The following is an 18073-nucleotide window of genomic DNA, read 5'->3' as shown; positions in this document are numbered from 1 at the left end:
TTGATAAGGGCTAATTGCAAAAAGAATAGTAATTGTAACTAAAGTCCATTAAATATTTTGCCACTTAAATATAGCCTGAAATCCTTAATCCTGCCTGTTTCCATATCCTGCCGTGGCAATACCTTAATGCCGGTAATGGCCGTTTGTGCACCCAAATCAATTACAACCTGATGTGGATGTTTTGGACTGTTATCTTTCCATTGGCTATGCCAGATACTGGTATATTGAAGATCGAATACATTTTCTGATTTACCATCCTGGCTTTTTAGTTCCTCACTGTCTACATATACCACTTTCCATAAGTTCCTTGGAATTTGCTGGCCATTTCCGTCTAAAACTTCCAACTCCGCGAGTGCTGTATAAGCATCGTCGGCAAAGTTGTTTAATGCCTCAAGGGCAATATATCTACCGTTTTTTAAAGGAAAATTAAAGGTTTGCCATGAAGCGGAATTTTGCATTGTTCCACTATAAATCAATTGGTCAGAGTTGTTTCCAAATTGCTGCCCGGCTTTGCGGTGATTGCTGCTGATGGCTTTCACCTCAGTAAGGCTATCAAGAATCGGTTTTTCTAATCCCTGCAGGCGTGCTGCAACGGGGCGATGAAGATCGAGCACCACCACCTCGTTCTTTCCTGAATTTAGCCATACCCCCGGAACATACATGGTTTGAGTAGGCCCGATATTCCAGTAGCGGCCCAGGCAATGGCCATTAATCCATATCACACCTTTTTTGAACCAGCGCATATCCAGGTAAAAATCATTTTTGTTTTTAGCCGTAAAACTGCCCTTATAAAAAGCCGGTTCGTTTAGTTTTCCTGCTGTGCCGATTGGTTGATATTTAAATGGAGGATTTCCCTCACCTAAGGGAATGGAATAATGTTTCCACCCCTTTAACTGAACTTTTGATGTATGAGTGGTCCGATAAACTTCGCCCAGTAAACCTTTACGGTCGTGCATATATTCGCCGAAATTTACGCGGCCCATGGCTTCTACCAGTATCCGAAGCCTGCTGTTCTTTGCAAATGCGGGTAGATCGATACTGTGCTCATTTTTCATTCTGTTCAATACGCCAATCAGTTTCTGATCCAGGTATACTTCCGCATAATCATGAACTTCGCCAAGGTCGAGCGTGCTTTTCGCTCCGGCTGGCAGGGTGGTTTCGTAAGCCACCATTCCATATCCCTGGCCCAGATCTTCCATATTTAAGGTCGTGTCGGCCAATTTAGGTTTGCCCAGTTGTGCAAAGATAGGGGCAACCCCTGTTAAGTTAAATGGTGCAATCTGCTGTACCGGTATTGCGGGAGGTACTTCTGGCAAAACTTCTCCTGGTTGCAGATACTTTTTAAGCATATCCCGCAATGCATAGAATTTAGCATTAGCCGATCCGTTTTCACTAATGGGTGCGTCGTAATCGTAACTGGAAGTTTCTGGTGCATATGGTTGGCAGTTGGCTCCTGCCCATAAGCCGAACGAAGTTCCGCCATGGATCATATAGATGCTGAATGAAGCCTGCTGTTGGAGCATATATTCCAGTTCTTTCACCATGCGGTCTGCCGAACCGGTATGGTGCGCATTGCCCCATGAATCGAACCATCCGGGGTAATATTCGCCACACATTAAAGGTCCTTCAGGCTGAACCTCGCGCAAAGCTTTAAAACCCGCTTCAGGGTTGCTTCCGAAGTTTACCACAGCGAAAAGATCTTTCTGCACATCGTTCTTTAGCTGAACCACCCCGTCGCAGGTGAAAAACGGAACGTCGAATTTAGCTTCCTTCAGGTAATCCCTAAGTGTTAATAGGTAATCTTTATCGTTTCCGTAACTGCCATATTCGTTCTCTACCTGTACCATCAGGATAGGGCCACCGTGGGTAATTTGCAAGGGGCTTAATACCCGTCCAACTTCTTGCAGGTATAAACGGCTGCGCTCCAGGTAGTAGGGATCCTGTGTACGCAGTTTAATGTCTTTCTTTTGCAACAGCCACCACGGAAAACCACCAAACTCCCATTCGGCACAAGAGTAAGGGCCAGGGCGTAAAATTACATATAATCCTTCCTGCTGTGCTATTTTACAGAATTCTGCTGCATCTGCCTGACCCTCCCAATTGAATTTGCCTGGTGTAGTTTCGTGGAAGTTCCAGAACAAATAAGCACAAACGGTATTCAAGCCAACGGCCTTCACCATTTTTAAACGCTGCCTCCAGTAAGCTTTCGGGATCCTGGCAAAATGCAGTTCGCCACAACGGATCACATAAGGCTTACCATTAAGGATAAAAGATGCTGTACTGATTTTAAAAGGTGCCGATGTTTCCTGTTGGGCTAAAACCGATTGGAAATAGAATGCGGATAGTATAAAAAAAAATAAACCGACTAGCTGCTTTTTCATGATTGGGTGATGTTTAAACAAACATTTAGCACAATGCTAATCAAAAAAAGAATAAATAAAATAAGTAAAAATTACGCATTCGATTGCGGTATATAAAACAATCGATTGTGTAATTTTTAGGCCCGTTCAGCCCATATTCCGCACAGCTTTTTACCATTTATTTTAATTAGTTTCGGTCTTTTTGAAATAAAAAACCGAATAATTTTATGCGAAAATTTACCTGCTTACTTTTGTTTTTAATACCGTTAAATCTTTTGGCCCAGCCGTTCAGGTCTGTTCAGGAGTTGGTCAAGCGAAGAACACCATGGTTAGCAGACCGGGTGGTTTTTAAGCAGTTAAAAATCGATCAGAAGGACGTGTTTGAGTTAAACAGTACTGGCAATAAACTAGTCATCAGTGCATCTGGTCCCAATGCTGCAGCAGTTGGATTGAACTGGTATTTAAAATACTACTGTAACCGCTCCATGTCGCACATGGGCGATAACCTTTCGGCAGTATACCCAATACCCCAGGTAAAGAAAAGTGTACGCGTTGAGGCCCCTGCAAAATACCGTTATGCCTTAAACTATTGTACCTATAATTATACCATGAGCTTTTATGATTGGAAAGACTGGGAACATGAGCTCGATTGGATGGCTTTAAATGGTGTTAACCTGATGCTTACCGTAAACGGTATGGAAGCAGTATGGCAAAAAACGCTGAAACAAATTGGATATACTGACCAGGAGATTAATGATTTTTTAGTGGGACCTGCATATACCGCGTGGTGGCTTATGGGAAACATTCAGGGTTGGGGAGGCCCAATGCCTCAAAGTGAGATAGATGGCCGTAAGGCGCTGCAGCAGAAAATGATGGCTAGAATGAAAGAACTGGGAATAGCACCGGTATTACAAGGTTTTTATGGGATGGTTCCGGGCTCTTTGAAAGATAAAAGTAAAGCACAGATCATCGACCAAAAAACCTGGGGTGCATTTAAACGGCCGGATATTTTGGTTCCTAACAGCCCTGACTTCTCCAGGATAGCAGGAATATATTACAAGGAAGTTCAGAAAACATACGGAAAAGACATCCGTTTTTTTGCAGGAGATCCTTTCCACGAAGGTGGAATTACTGCGGGCATAGATTTAAAGGTGGCAGGCAGATCCATTCAACAGGAAATGCAGAAGAGTTTCCCAGGATCGATCTGGGTGCTCCAAGGCTGGCAGGATAATCCGAAGCAGCAAATGCTTGATGGGTTAGATAAGCCGCATGTGCTGGTACAGGAGCTGTTTGGCGAATTCACCAATAATTGGGAGAAGAGAAAAGGTTACGATTCTACACCATTTATCTGGAGTGTAGTGAACAATTTTGGGGAAAGACCAGGTTTGTACGGAAAGCTGCAACGCTTTGCAGACGAGGTAGACAGGATCAGAAAAGGCCCTTACAATGAAGTATTAAAAGGGGTAGGGATTATGCCTGAAGGGCTGAATAACAACCCTCCTGTATATGATCTGATGTTGGAGCTGGGTTGGCGAAATGAACATGTTGAGGTTAAAAACTGGTTGAGCGGTTATACCAAATATCGTTATGGAAAATCAAATCCTCACATTGATCAAGCCTGGCAGGGTTTTCTCGAAACCATTTACCAAAGTATTCCGGGTTACCAGGAAGGTGCAAGTGAATCTATATTCTGCGTGCGGCCAACGCTTGATGCAAAAGCGGTTTCCCGCTGGGGTACCAGGGTACGAACCTACGACCTGGTGAAATTTAAGGAGGCAGCCCTGCAATTCGCAAAAGCTGCACCAGAATTTAAACATTCCAACACTTACCAGATCGATCTGATCAATATCTTAAGGCAGGTATTGGCCAATGATGGAGAACAGGTTTTTCAAGACATGGCAAAGGCTTACAATGAGAAAAATACCGAACAGTTTACTAAAGTTTCTGCTCAGTTTCTGGATATGATCCGTTTAACTGACGACCTTTTATCTGCCCACCCATATTATCAGTTAAATACTTACAAAACTCAGGCATTAAACCTGGGGAAAACAAGCGAAGAGAAAAAGCTGAATATCCACAATGCGATGATGCTGATTACTTATTGGGGAGAGAATAATACGGCCGAAGATAACCTGCGTGATTATGCGTATAAGGAATGGGGAGGATTAATGAAGGATTATTACCTGGTGAGGTGGGAAATGTACCTCAAATATTTACAAAACCAGCTTCAGGGTAAAAACATGCAGGCTCCCGACTTTTTTTGGTGGGAGCGTGCATGGGTAGAGCGAAATTTGGAAATCAAAAAGGATGATGTAACTAAGCCTTTATATCAGGTAGTTGCTGAAATTCTAAGATCGAAAACAGCCGCTCAATAAACTGATGAGGTTGATCACTAACAATATTCCTGCTGTCTAAAATCACAACAGGAATATTGTATCTTTTTAACTGATCGAGCTGTTTTGAGGGCACTTTAGGCTTGCAGAGTGCAATCAGAATACCATCTACCCGCAGGTTTGTCATGTTTTCCAGGATTTGCCTTTCCTGATCAGGGTTCTTAAATGACTGACCAAAAATAACATTGTAATTTTTTTTGTGCGAATAACGTTCCATTTTGCTCAGTATGGAACAGTAAAAAGGATCTGCAATATCCGGAAGCACAACGCCTACGGTAAAGGTTTTTCCCTGTTTCAGGAATATTGCATTTTGATTGGGGTGATAATTTAGCTCTTCCGCAATTTTATTTACCCTCATTGTAGTAACAAGGCCAATACTTGGGTGGCCTTTAAGCGCTCTCGATACCGTTGAAGGATTAATCTTCAGGCGTCTGGCTATATCTTTGATGGTAGGGATCTTTTCCATTTCTTTAGGCGGTTAGCGTAAAACTTTGAGTTGACGATTTTTAAGGTTGAATGCGTATCCTGACCGCTGGATTTTTTCCAGGTCTGGAAATCACTGATTGGATTGCCATTGGTGCTGTTCCAGATCCATTGCGGCTGTGTGGTGCTAAAATAGCTATTATGGTCAATGAGGTTATGACTTCCCGTTGAGGTGTATTTGTGAACAAGGAGATCCTGAGGGCCGGCATAAACAAGGTTGTATTTGATCACGTTGCTATCACAGTGTTCAGTCAGCCTGATTTCGCCCTCTATTTCTCCGAATGCCCCCAACACGCGGTTGTTCTGAAACAGCGTATTGTTCAATATGAAGCAGTTTTTAGTTCCGGAGATGGTATAATTTAAATAATCGCCCAGGTAAATACCGGTGCGATAACAATTATAAACCAGGTTGTTCCTAACTGTTGTGGTTCTTGTGGGGTAAATATTGCTTTCACTAACCAGACCGATTCCTCTGTCGCTTTCATAAACAATATTGTTTTCGATCAGGGTATTGGCCCCGCCACACACATAAATAGAGATTGCGCCATATCGGTCGGCTCCCCAAGTTTCAGGCGTTTTGGTCATGGTGTTATGGTGAAAAATATTATTGCTGATGATTCCGTTGCGGGCATAGTTTGTCGCAACAGCCCCGCGAGGGTTAAGGCCATCGCCGCCGGCTACAATAACGCCAATGTTTTCTGTATCATATACTTTATTGTTGCTGAACGTGAAGCCCTCTATATTTCCGGCAAGGGTTACATTTTCACTTGTTCCGGTTTGGGTATCGTGAACGGTACAACCGGTAATAGATAGGTTTGACATGGGGATGGTGCCGTTTCCGATGGCGAGTATGGCATGTCCGCTTCTGCCCTGGGCAAGTGTAGTATTGTTTTTGATGTTATAAATGCTGCAATTTTTAATGGTGATGTGCTGGCCACTGCCGTAAATCGCAATGCCTTGAGGATCTGTGTTGACCAAGGAACTATGTAGGTTACAAATGTCAAAACCATCGATAATTACCCAACTCACATTATTGATCGTAACCAAAGCCTGCCATCCGGTAACCGCAATTTTGCTGCCATCGATAACCGGTTTTTCTTTTGGATAACTTTGAAGGCTGATGGTTTTGCCTGGCGTGCCTGATCTGGGAAATTTCACTTGCTGATGGTAAGTACCAGCCCTTACTACTACCTGATCGCCGGGCGCGGCTTGATTTAATGCCACATTAATGGTTTGGAAGGGTGCGTTAATCGTCCCGATATTGCTATCTGAGCCATTAACCGATACATAATATTTATGGGGCTTCTTTTTGGTTTGCAGTGCAGCAGCAAACGTTTTATTAGCACAGACCAGCGTCTGTGCTAATAAAAACAGGCCCAGGAAACAATAAAATTTCATATGCTTATTTTGAAATTACCTCGTGAACTAAATTATTCTGAAATGATTTTTCTGATCCTGTTGTTGTTTTTGTCCAATACATAAACGGTTCCGTTTTTATCTACTGCAACACCGCCAGGTGCACTGAAAGATGCCTGCTGTCCAAATCCGTCCGTATATCCGGCTACACTACTCCCTGCAAAGGTGCTCACCTGATAAGTATTCGCTTGTACCAATCGGATACTTTGATCAGGATTGCTGGTGCTGCCACCACCGGTTCCATTGCCGGCAACGTAAATATTATCGCTGCCATCTATAGCAATGCCCCATGGGTAAGCAAATTGAGCCGATTTAGGGTCGCCATTTAAATAACCTATTTTATCCTGTTGGCCCGCAACAATGCTTCCTTGCCAGGTACCCGCATTGAACTTTCTGATCACCTGATCGCCATGCGCAGATACAAATAAATTACCAGCATGGTCAAATTTAATCCCCGCAGGATAATTGAGACCGGAGATGATTTCTTTGGTGCTGCCTTGTGCATCGATCTGGTAAACGCTTCCTGGGCTGGAACAGCTTGCATAGAAAAGCTTACCGCTGCTTTTGTCAAAAGCAACGCTCCAGGGCGCCTGACTACCAAAACCCCATGTTTTAGCCTGTCCATCCGGGCTGATCATCCTGATGTCCCAGTTGCCGGGATCTACACAATAGATGTTTCCACTGCCATCAATGGCGAGGTCGTATGGCAAAGAGAAATTTGCAGCGGTGCCTTTGCCATCCGCATAGCCCGCAAGGGCCGGATTGCCTGCAAAGGTGCTCACATTTCCTTCCGGATCGATTTTGCGAATACAATGGTTACCTGGATCAGCTACATAAACATTGAGTTGATCGTCTACCACAATGCCTGAACTTCTGTACCAATTTTGACCGGAAAAGTTGAAAGAGGCATCTGTTCCCTTACCGTTGGCAAATCCTGCGTTACCAGAACCGGCAAGGGTGGTTACAGTTCTTGTGTATTCATAGTTAAAAATGGCCTGACTTAAAATTTCCTTATTTTCTATCTTCACTTTTATCAGGCCAGATTTTGATTTTTTTGGCACCACCACCATAATCTGTGTGGCGCTGGCTCCAATTACTTTGAGGGGCAAGTCGTTTAAAACCACAGAGATTTTAGAAACGTCAGCAGTAAAATTAGTTCCGGTAATGAGTATTTCCGTGCCACCGCCACCTTTTTTGGGAATAAAATCTGAAATAGCAATCGGTGAAGACGGATCAAAGCCATCGGTTTTATTTTTTTTGCAGCTTGTAACAAGGAGCAAAATACAGATTGTGCAGCTTAACAAGTGCGAACGTTCTGCTATGATATGGATGAATTTTTTCATTTAATTCTTTCTTAAATACATTAATGCTTTAGTTACCAACCTGGATTTTGTACCAGGGCCCTATCACGGTCGAGCTGATACTGAGAAATAGGGAAGAGGTACATTTTGTTCTCCCAGGCTCTTTTTTGAAATAAGGTACGTTTGTAAAAGGAGGTAAAACCAAATCCAAGTCCACCGTCGTCTTCATTCACATTCATGGTGTAGATCGTTTGGTTTTCGGCAGCGCCGAGTAGCAGTCTTCTAATCAGGGTATAATACCTGTCGCCTTCGAAGCACAACTCTACCTGTCTTTCTTTAAGGATGTATTTTCTCATGAGCTCTTTGTTTCCAACTGCATTAGGATATACAGTTTCAATTCCCGGTAGGCCTGCTCTGGTCCTTACCAGGTTTATGGTCTGGACAATTTCGGGATTGGAAGGATCGTACTCGTTTAAAGCTTCGGCATAATTGAGTAGAATCTCCGCATAACGCATAATGATGAAGGGCCTGTAATTGGTAGCATCCTGCCTGATGTTATCAGCCGGGCTGATGTTTTTTAGAAAATTGTAACCGGTGATGTTATTGGTAATTCCGGTGGCTTTAGCGCCGGCTTTACCTGAATAATAGAATTCTATACGTCCGGTACCGTCAACATTGCCAGCTGAAGAATAATAGTTCTTATCATCAACAGTAGGGGCGGGCAACACCGGGCGGCCATTGTATTGGATGTACGCATAAAAACGGGCCTCCCTGTTGGCATACATATTCCATTGGCCTTTTTTATGTCCCCAGCTCTGATCACTGTTATTTTCTGCAAAACCAGTTTCGTTATATTGAGATAATGGATCATCAATGGAGCGGCCATTGTTCATATAGAAGGCGTCAACTACGTTTTGAGTGGCATTATACAGATTGATCCCCCCTGGATTTGGTGAGGATGCTTTGGTGTATCCCCAATAGTTCCACGAATTTCTGGAGAACAGGATTTCGCTGTTCCAATTGGCCAGGAAAAGATCGCGTACAGAAAAATATGGATCAAACCTGGTACCACCGTTATCCAGATTGGTGAATAACTTATAAGCATTGAGGTTCATCACCGCTTTCGCAGCATCTGCAGCAATTTTCCATTTATTTGGATCATAGGAGGTAGGCGCGAGCGCTTTCCCATCCTGATTTTTTAGCGAGCTGAACGCCGGGTTTCCATTCCACAGCGGACTGGCGGCCCAGAGTGCAAGTTGCGATTTTACTGCCAGACAAGACCCCTTTGACGGCCGACCATAGTTGCTGGAGGAAGCCCAGCTTACCGGCAGATCAACGGCTGCTTCATCCATTAACTGGTTCACATAGTCTTTGCATTCATCAAAAGTATTTCGTGGATATTTATTAAAATCTTCATCCAGTGCAAGCGCGGTTGTTAATCTTACCACCGGCCCGTACTGTTTAAGTAATTGCCAATAAAACCAGCCCCTTAAGAACTTTGACTCTGCTTTATACTGAGTTTTTAAAGCCGAACTCAGCTGCGATTCGGGTACACGTCCAACGTTGGCCTCGAAAATAAAAGTTGATCTGATGCCGGTATAGTAATGGTCCCAATGGTCATAGTAGGCATTTACCGGGCTCCAGTTTCCTGCAACCATCTGTCTTACATTTGTACCCGGGATAGAAACAGATGCTTCATCGCTGATGCCAATATGCGCAAAGTCGATTTCGAGCACCGCACCATAAATGTTGTAGAGGTAAGACTCTGCATTTGCGCGGTTGCTCCAAAGGATCTCTGAAGTGAGGAGGTTATCTGGTTTTTCGTCCAGGTGTTTGCATGCGGATAATATACTTGTTAAGAATAATGTCCCTGTTGCTATAATGATTAAATATTTTCTTTTCATCAGAATATTTTTTAATGCTATAATTGATCAATAAGTCTTTTTAAAGTGATGCTTTCAGCCCCAGTGCAAATGTTCTTAAGGGAGGATATCCTGCCGCATTGGCGCCAAGTTCCGGGTCCCACAATTTAAATTTGGAGAAAGTAAGCAAGTTCTGCCCTGTTAAATACAGGTATACCGACTTAATCGAGGCCCTTGTAAGCAAAGCATCCGAAAACCGGTAGCCCAAGGTGGCTTGTTTTAGGCGGACAAAGCTCCCATCTTTAGACCACCAGGTGCTGGGCTGATAATTATTGCTGTTCTGATTGGAAATCCCCAGTCTGGGATAATAGGAATCCTGTCTCGGGTTTTCAACAGTCCACCTGTTTTCCAGACTGGCTAGCATACCCGAAGGATATTGCCCCATGCCTGTAAAAGGTACAACGCCTGCACCAGTTGCTCCATCGCCGGTAACAGCCGAGCCGTTTGCCATAAAAGATACACCCGAAATGCCCTGGAAGAAAAGAGAAAGATCTACACCTTTATAACCTACTGTAAATCCTGATCCGTAAAGAATGGTTGGAACGTCTGATTTACCGGTATATACCCTGTCGAAGCTGTTAATTACCCCATCATTGTTCACATCTTTGTACTTAATGTCTCCCGGCTTTAAATTTGCTCCAAACTGGCTCGCACTGGCGGCGATCTGCTGGGTGGAGGTGAACAGCCCCTCAGCAATGTACATCAGGTTGTCTCCCAATTTCTGTCCGGTTGCCTGCTGATAGGCATACAGTTGTTTTGGTTCATCCCGTTCAACGATCTTATTGTTGTTATAGGTGAAATTCCCATAAAGTCGAAGCGATACATTTCCAATTTTCTCATTGTATTCCACATTGGCATCTACCCCCTGATTATTCATCTCCCCTAAATTGGCAAATACAGTTCCGGTTACACCCAGAATGCCCGAGAGTGAGCTCCTGGCAATCAGAATGTTTTTTCTTCTTTCTTTGTACAGGTCTACGGTGATGTTGAGCTTATTGAACAAACCGATTTCAACACCAAAATTGTCTTTGGTTGCCTTTTCCCAGGTAAGGTTTTCTACACCGAACACGGTTTCAGTCACCCCATTAAATATGGTTCCATTAAAGCCTAAACCTATAGAACTTCCCGAGCCATATTGGCTTATATAAGGGAACCTTCTCAAACCGGCTGCATTAACACCGATCTGGTCATTTCCTACAATTCCATGAGAACCTCTAACTTTCAGCAGGTTCACAGTAGCGGATTGGTTTTTAAAAAAGGGTTCGTTCGAAATCACCCAACCCCCTGAAACAGAAGGAAAAAATCCAAACCTTTTGCCAGGCTCAAAATTCTCTGAACCGGTGTAACCTGCATCAAATTCGAGCAGATAACGGTCTGCATAATCATAAGTTACCCTGAAAGCCATACCCTGGTTTTTGTAAGGGATAGAAGAAATTACATCTCCTGCCGAGCTAACTACCCTGGTACGCATGTTATATAAAAATAAACCGCCAACATGATGATGGCCAAACCTGCGGTCGTAAGTAATATTGGTTTCCAGGTACATTTTTTTCTCTGCACTTGAAGATTGTGAGTAACCCAGAAACTGTTCTCCAACCCTTGATTGGTTAAGGATCAGGTTGCCATCAGCATCTCTTGAGCTGGCCAGGAAAAGGTTGTTTCTTCCCGTTCGCCTATTATCGTTTTCACTGTACGAATCAAAGGAGAACCTGGCCATTGCACTCAGTCCAGGTGTAAAACGGTCTAATTTCTGATTGATGGAAAAAATGGATTGTATAGTGGGACGGAATTCTGTTGCGTAACCCGAATTTTGAATTTCGTTGAGCGGATTGCTTCCTCCATTGTTAAACGGGCCAGCCCACGATCCATCGGGATATTGGATAGGGAAAGCGATAGGCGGGGTTAAATAGGCATTATACCAGATTTTACTTGCTGATAAACCCGGGTATCTGCTGCTCACCAACATCGCGTCTAAATTCATCGATAATAAGGTTGTGGGGCTCAGGTCGATATCGAGGTTGGTCCTGAAATCATACCTTTTAAAATTTAAATTTGGATTATAGCCATTTTGTTTGGTCACTTTATAACTGCCATCCTGATTGTAAAAAGAGGCAGAAACATAGTACCTCACGCTTTGAGAGCCTCCGCTTACATTTAAATTGGTATTAAAACCTGGAGCCCAGTTTTTATAGGTTGATTTGATCCAGTTTACATTAGGGTAGAGGTACGGATCCAGGCCACTTGCCGTTTTCTGGATAATTTCTTCTGAATATACAGGTTGATTGCCATCATTAATATTGGCTTCATTGTAGAGCCTCATCCAGGAAACACCATCCAGCATTTGTGGAGTTTTGGTGAGACCAGACATAGAGGCTTCGGTTTTGATTGAAATCAATGGCTTTCCGGCAGTACCCCGTTTGGTATTGATAATAAGGACTCCATTGGCTCCCCTGGCACCGTAAACTGCAGTAGCCGAAGCATCTTTAAGTAAGGAAATACTTTGGATGTCTTCCGGATCGATGTTGTTGTAAGATCCTCCAAAGGAGCTGTTTACATCATCCCTTTGTACGCCGTCAATAATAATCAGTGGTTCTGTATTTCCTGTAAAAGTTCCTATGCCTCTGATGGTAAAAGAAGCGTTGTCGTATCCTGGTTCGCCGCTTCGCTGCATAGAGATAACCCCCGCAACTTTACCAGCCAAAGAGTTGGAAAGTGAACGGTTAGGGGTCTGCATATCCGACATATTGATCGTGCTAACTGCGCCTGTAATGGTTACCTTTTTTTGTTTTCCATAACCAACTACTACTACATCTTCCAGGGATTTGTCTTCTTCCGTCAGGTTGATGCTGAGCTCTGTCTGTTCGCCCAAAAATACTTCTTTGGTGATAAAGCCTACGATCTGGATGACCAGTGTTTCATTTTTATCCGCCTGGATTTTAAAATTTCCATTCGAATCTGTAGCGGTTGCTTTTTTAGTTCCTTTAATCATTACGGTTGCCCCCGGAATAGGGTTTCCTTTTAAATCGGTTACTTTACCCCGTATTTCCTGACTGCTGAAAATGCTGCTCAGTTTGTCAACAGCCCTGTCGAGAAGTGAACTTTCTTTTTCTTTGATCAGGATGGTTTTTCCATCAATAACATAGACCAGGGGAAGGTTATTGAGGATTTTTTTTACTGCGGTTTCCAGTTCCTCATTCTCAATAGAAATGGTAATGGGATTGATTCCGTTGAGGACTTTTCTGTCGAATAGAAAATTATATCCACTTTGATTATGGATTTTTTCTAATGCACTTTTTAATGATATCCGGCGTTCATTAAGGGTAATGCGCTGGCCGAAGCTTGCCGCACTTACCTGCATTAGTGTGAAAAGGAGTATGATGGTGGTTAGGCGCATAATCATCCATATTTTACGGATATAACGGTCTGTTATACCCGATTTGCTGGCATAAAATCTATACATTTTGTTATATTTGGTTTGTGCAGTGGCCGCTCAGGTCAAATTGTGGGCAACTGCAGGTTTTGGTTAGTAATTTTTATTAACTGGATGCCAGTAATTATCGGGGGTGTGTCCAGCACCCCTGGTGATTTGGCATAATCGGGTAGTAATTATTTCATCACTGTTACCCTCCTTCCTTCGATTTTGAAACGGACATCACCAACAGTTTCTATCCATTTCAGTACTTCCGATAACTTACTTTTTCTCGATACTAATCCATCCAGAATAGGTGTTGTACCTATTTTTAAGCCAGGTTCATAAACAACATCCACATTGTACCATCTTGCAATCTTGCGCATGGCCGAATTCAGATCTTCTCCGTCGAATATGAAGTTGTCGTTTTTCCATCCCAATGTTTCTTCAGTATTCACCAACCGTGAGGTTATCGTACCTTCAGCATCAATAGAAACCTGTTGACTAGGTTTTAACAAGACAGTTTTTACGTTCTGAGCATTTTTTAAACTTTGAATTTGCATGCTTCCTTCTACCAGGGTTGTTTTGATTAGAGGTTCATCAGCATAGCAATTGATGTTAAATGATGTTCCAAGATCTTCGGCAACCTGGCCTGCGCTCATTACACGGAAGGGCTGTTTGGCATTATGTGTAACCTGGAAATAAGCTTCTCCGGTTAATTCTACCCGGCGGTCTTTCTGGCCGGCAAAGCTGGAAAGGAATTTTAATGAGGATGCAGCATTTAACCAAACTTTGGTTCCATCAGCGAGGGTGATTTGGTACTGTCCGCCCTTAGGGGTGGCTAGTACCAGTTGCTGCGCTGCTACCTCCGTTGAGCTGATTCCGTTTATATCGGTTCCATCGTTATATTCCAGTCCGGATTTATCAACCACTACGCCGCCTGTTAAATTTTTTAGATCAATTTTTTGGCCGTTTGCCAGCGTTACAGTGGCTTTGTTGCTGCCGGGTTGAATATCGTGAAGCGCCAGATTGTAATCCGTGCGTTGGCTATGCAGGTAATAATAAAGCCCGACAGTTACCATGACCAGCAGCGATGCTGCAATTAAAAGTTTTTGGCTTAATGTGCTGAACTTTCTTTCGGCTGGCAGGGTACTGGTCATCTTTTTAATTATGAACAGGTCTTCAAGTAGTTCCTCTTCGGTTAAACCCAGGGGAAGATCTTTATTCCATTGGGTATACCAACTCTCTAAAAAATTGATTTCTTCAGGTGTACAGTTACCTGCCTGTTTCTTTTGTAAAAGCGCGTTAATTTCCTCTTTTTGCATCATTCTTAGACGGCGAAGGAGCGTACCTTCCGCATTCAGAGGTTAAAGACGAAGCAGAATAGCCTAGGGGGTAAAGAAATTTAAAAAAAATCAGAGGGAGAGAAACAACATAGATCCAAGCCTGGTACGCAATACTCTTAGTGCATTGTTTATTGTCGTTTTTACAGTTTGTTCGGACAGGTTTAACACTTTGGCGATTTCCTGATGACTTAAGAAGTTTTTCCTGCTCAGTTCGAATATTTGGCGCGTGCGGGGAGGAAGGTTAGCAATTTCCTGATCTATAATGGCCTTTAGCTGGTTTTGCCGGACGAGGTAATCGGTAGTAACCAAACCATTTTCTGCAAAATCTTGAATAGATTGAATATATGTTTTCTTTAACTTTTGCTTTGCCAGTAAGTCGAATATTTTGTTTCTCACTGAAGTATAAAGGTATCCGGAAAGGGTAGATTTAAAAGTAATTTCCTCGCGTTTTATCCATAATGTGGTAAAGAGTTCGTGAACCAAATCCCTGCATTCTTCTCTTAACTGAAGCCGTTTAAATGCATGAATGTAAAGGGCAGCGTGGTAACGGTGATAAATTTCAGCATAGGCCAGCTGATCACCTGACTTAAGTAAGGCTGTTAGTTCCTGATCATTATAGTGTTTATAGGGCATTCGGTTTGGAATGCACTAACATACATAAATAATGAATATGGTCAAAAACTATAATTCTATCTGGTTTTGTAGAGAAAGGAGATTAATTCTTGTTGTTCTATAGTGCTGTTGGCATTTCGATGCAGTCACCTTTATCCTCAGCGAGCTCATCATACGCTGTCATCTTAGTGCCTAATTCGGCGATTTCCTTCAAATCAGCTATGAATTTATTGCTAATTTGAACCTTTGTCGACCCAAGTGGAACCAGGTCTTTTCAGAAGATTTTCGTCCCATTTTTTTTGCTCTTAACTCTTTGTTTAAAAATCTACCTATAAATCCCCATAGCTATCCTAATATTTACAAACCACTATAGGTTATTAATTCAAGCAGAAAAGTTTGGACTTGAAATAATGTTTTGATATTTTAGGACTATTCTAACCATTAATGTAACAGATGTCGTCCGCCCGCTTGTATCGCGTAATTAATTTATTTAGTATTATCATTTACAGTAGAATTATAGGGATCCCCGCGTTGTTCACATTATTAATTTGCTTCGCTCAGACGATTCAGGCGCAGCAAACTGTACAAATTCAGGATAATTCACCACATACAATGCTTTCGTTTGGTCAGATTGATGTTTTGGAAGATCCTAAAGCTACATTGAATATTAGACAGATAATAAGTGAAAAATTTCAGCATAGATTCCGTTCAAATACTTTTAGAATCCCTAAAAATGACAATACAGGGTCAGCTTATTGGTATCGGTTTAAAATCAGTCATAATCAGGAGAGCTCAAAACAATGGATACTTGAGTTTTTTGATCAGTCAATAAGCGAGTTGACATTATATGCACCTGATGAATCGGGTAACTACAAGGCAAATTATTATGGGACTAATTATGATTTTTCTAATAGAGGATACGACCATAAAAATTTCATATATGATTTAAATAACCATACTGATCAAATCTTCACTTATTATCTTCGAATCAAATCACCGCATTCAGTAAGCACGATTATTGTCTTGCGGGATCTGAGATGGTTTGTCAGCTACGCTTTGGGAGAATATTTGTTATTTGGGCTTTTTTATGGGATGATAGCGGTATTTTGCCTGTATAACCTTTTGATGTACTTTGCTGTAAAGGGTAAACAGTATTTATTTTATGTGCTGTATAACTTGAGTATCGGTACGTATGAAATGTGCAATGATGGTATAGCCTTCCAATATCTCTGGCCTACAAATCCTCATATCAATGTTTATGGATTTGGCGTTTCGCTTTTTTTGAGTAGCATTTTCGGTTTATTATTTACTAGTAATTTCTTATATCTCAAGTCAAAATCACCATTTTTTTATAAGTTGGTGTTAATTACCATTCTTTTAAGAGGCATCTTCTTTATCGCTTGCCTGATTTATACCCCTTTATTTAATTTCAAGATTATTGAATTTATTCCTCTCCTAGTTGCTTTCAGCGCCGGAATTTCTGTACTCTCATCTGGCTACAGGCCGGCGAGCTTTTTAGTTTTTGGTTATGGATTTCTGGTTGCAGGTTTTCTGCTCAAGATCTTACTGCTTTTGAAATGGATTCCTTATGGCACCCTTAGCTATTACAGTCTAAGTATCTGCTTTATTATTGAAATGATATTGGTTTCCTTCGCGATAGGAAATGCGATACGCACACTCAGAAAGAAAAAAAGCAGGGTACAAAAAAGGATTATTGAACAGCTTAGAATAAATGATGACTTACACCAAACCCTAAATGAACAACTCCAGGTTCTTGTTAATGAACGTACACAGGAGATTCAGCAAAAGACCGTAACCATCGAAAGACAAAATGCAGAGATCTCAGTGATGAACCATTTACTGAAAAAAGATATTTCTGAACTTCATCTTAATATAGAGAAAGTTACCCGCGCAAGAGTGATGCAAAAGGGATTGGATTTTGAGGAATTCAGCAGGATATATCCAGATAAGGATAGTTGTTTTAGATACCTTTCCGAACTGAAATGGAGTCATGGATATGCCTGTAGGCGGTGTCAGAACACGCAACACTCTACAGGTCAAACCTCATTCAGTAGAAGATGTACCAAGTGCGGTTATGATGAATCAGCAATTGCCCATACCATCCTGCAGAATTCAAAAATACCAATAAACAAGGCATTGTATATGTTTATTCTGATCTATACCTCTAAGGGTACCATCTCTTCCTATAAGTTATCCGAGATTTTAAACATTCGCCAAAGCACCTGCTGGACTTATAATTCGAAAATGCAAAAGCTTTTGCTTGATAAAAAAGCTTTGATTAAGAAAAATTCAGATGGGGATTGGGGAAAGCTGCTTTTGGATTCAGCAATTGTGTAATCATATTGATTGTTAAAGCAAGCAGCATACCATCCAAATTTTAATGGTGTTTTAGTTGATACATTCGAATCAGAAAATTACTTCTTTTCCATCCCGCAGTTAAAGATTGTATTGCATATCTAAAAACCCATTGATATAAATGACAGCTTTAACATTTTGCTTAAAATGAAATAAGTTTACTTAGCCTACGCGGTCTGAAAAATTTGTGCATTTATCGCTATCACCTAAATACGATACCCTATAATATATTTTTTGCCACAATTTCAACCTCATTCCTTATGCGGTATATAAATTCTAAATTATAGTCAAATAAATTAAATGAGCCAGTTATGCTTATTGATCAGCGCGATTGATACAGCATCAGCTTTCCAAAAGCCGTATAGCATTTATTATTCTGAAAAAAAATAACGAATAAAGGATGTTGCTCAGCCGTATTAATCAAAAATAAGCATACTTGAAATGGAAACGATGGA

General features: G+C 41.8%; 10 protein-coding genes. 2 read left to right on the top strand and 8 right to left on the bottom strand.

Going from position 1 to position 18073, the window contains the following annotated elements:
- Positions 1–38: 38 nt before the first annotated feature.
- Positions 39–2381, bottom strand: a complete 2343-nt coding sequence (locus tag LQ227_RS00465; RefSeq protein WP_230144206.1) for a beta-galactosidase — start codon at positions 2379–2381, stop codon at positions 39–41.
- Positions 2382–2587: 206 nt separating this feature from the next.
- Here LQ227_RS00465 and LQ227_RS00460 point away from each other — a divergent pair, with 206 nt between their 5' ends.
- A complete protein-coding gene (locus LQ227_RS00460) occupies positions 2588–4735 on the top strand; it encodes an alpha-N-acetylglucosaminidase (protein ID WP_230147751.1) in 2148 nt (715 codons plus the stop codon).
- Here LQ227_RS00460 and LQ227_RS00455 read toward each other — a convergent pair.
- The 7 genes from LQ227_RS00455 to LQ227_RS00425 all read right to left on the bottom strand — a co-directional run bounded on the left by LQ227_RS00455 (position 4677) and on the right by LQ227_RS00425 (position 15263).
- Complete coding sequence (locus LQ227_RS00455) at positions 4677–5219, bottom strand: LacI family DNA-binding transcriptional regulator (protein WP_230144208.1); 543 nt, start codon at positions 5217–5219, stop codon at positions 4677–4679. The genes LQ227_RS00460 and LQ227_RS00455 overlap by 59 nt on opposite strands.
- Positions 5189–6634: a right-handed parallel beta-helix repeat-containing protein gene (locus LQ227_RS00450; RefSeq protein ID WP_230147750.1), complete on the bottom strand. Its 1446-nt coding sequence runs from the start codon at positions 6632–6634 to the stop codon at positions 5189–5191. The genes LQ227_RS00455 and LQ227_RS00450 overlap by 31 nt, the downstream gene beginning before the upstream one ends.
- Positions 6635–6666: 32 nt before the next feature.
- Positions 6667–7995 (bottom strand): IPT/TIG domain-containing protein, encoded by a 1329-nt coding sequence (locus tag LQ227_RS00445; RefSeq protein ID WP_230144210.1) that lies wholly within the window; start codon positions 7993–7995, stop codon positions 6667–6669.
- 32 nt (positions 7996–8027) lie between these two features.
- Positions 8028–9857 (bottom strand): RagB/SusD family nutrient uptake outer membrane protein, encoded by a 1830-nt coding sequence (locus LQ227_RS00440; protein WP_230144211.1) that lies wholly within the window; start codon positions 9855–9857, stop codon positions 8028–8030.
- Positions 9858–9897: 40 nt separating this feature from the next.
- Complete coding sequence (locus tag LQ227_RS00435) at positions 9898–13335, bottom strand: TonB-dependent receptor (protein ID WP_230147749.1); 3438 nt, start codon at positions 13333–13335, stop codon at positions 9898–9900.
- A gap of 146 nt (positions 13336–13481) precedes the next feature.
- Entirely contained in the window at positions 13482–14612 is a 1131-nt protein-coding gene (locus tag LQ227_RS00430; protein ID WP_230147747.1) for a FecR family protein, read from the bottom strand.
- An 87-nt stretch (positions 14613–14699) separates the two neighbouring features.
- Positions 14700–15263 (bottom strand): RNA polymerase sigma factor, encoded by a 564-nt coding sequence (locus LQ227_RS00425; RefSeq protein WP_230147746.1) that lies wholly within the window; start codon positions 15261–15263, stop codon positions 14700–14702.
- Positions 15264–15773: 510 nt separating this feature from the next.
- Here LQ227_RS00425 and LQ227_RS00420 point away from each other — a divergent pair.
- Positions 15774–17600 carry a 7TM diverse intracellular signaling domain-containing protein gene (locus LQ227_RS00420; protein WP_230147745.1) on the top strand — a complete coding sequence of 609 codons (1827 nt, stop codon included), beginning with the start codon at positions 15774–15776 and terminating at the stop codon, positions 17598–17600.
- The last annotated feature ends 473 nt before the right edge of the window (positions 17601–18073 follow it).

Source organism: Pedobacter sp. Bi27, assembly GCF_918698255.1.
Taxonomy (GTDB): domain Bacteria; phylum Bacteroidota; class Bacteroidia; order Sphingobacteriales; family Sphingobacteriaceae; genus Pedobacter.
The sequence above is the reverse complement of the archived record's forward strand: the minus strand, read 5'-3'. Positions and strand labels throughout refer to the sequence as shown.

Excerpts from the sequence above, each read along its gene's own strand:
- LQ227_RS00465 (WP_230144206.1), bottom strand. The coding sequence starts at position 2,381 with ATGAAAAAGCAGCTAGTCGGTTTATTTTTTTTTATACTATCCGCATTC.
- LQ227_RS00460 (WP_230147751.1), top strand. The coding sequence starts at position 2,588 with ATGCGAAAATTTACCTGCTTACTTTTGTTTTTAATACCGTTAAATCTT.
- LQ227_RS00455 (WP_230144208.1), bottom strand. The coding sequence starts at position 5,219 with ATGGAAAAGATCCCTACCATCAAAGATATAGCCAGACGCCTGAAGATT.
- LQ227_RS00450 (WP_230147750.1), bottom strand. The coding sequence starts at position 6,634 with ATGAAATTTTATTGTTTCCTGGGCCTGTTTTTATTAGCACAGACGCTG.
- LQ227_RS00445 (WP_230144210.1), bottom strand. The coding sequence starts at position 7,995 with ATGAAAAAATTCATCCATATCATAGCAGAACGTTCGCACTTGTTAAGC.
- LQ227_RS00440 (WP_230144211.1), bottom strand. The coding sequence starts at position 9,857 with ATGAAAAGAAAATATTTAATCATTATAGCAACAGGGACATTATTCTTA.
- LQ227_RS00435 (WP_230147749.1), bottom strand. The coding sequence starts at position 13,335 with ATGTATAGATTTTATGCCAGCAAATCGGGTATAACAGACCGTTATATC.
- LQ227_RS00430 (WP_230147747.1), bottom strand. The coding sequence starts at position 14,612 with ATGATGCAAAAAGAGGAAATTAACGCGCTTTTACAAAAGAAACAGGCA.
- LQ227_RS00425 (WP_230147746.1), bottom strand. The coding sequence starts at position 15,263 with ATGCCCTATAAACACTATAATGATCAGGAACTAACAGCCTTACTTAAG.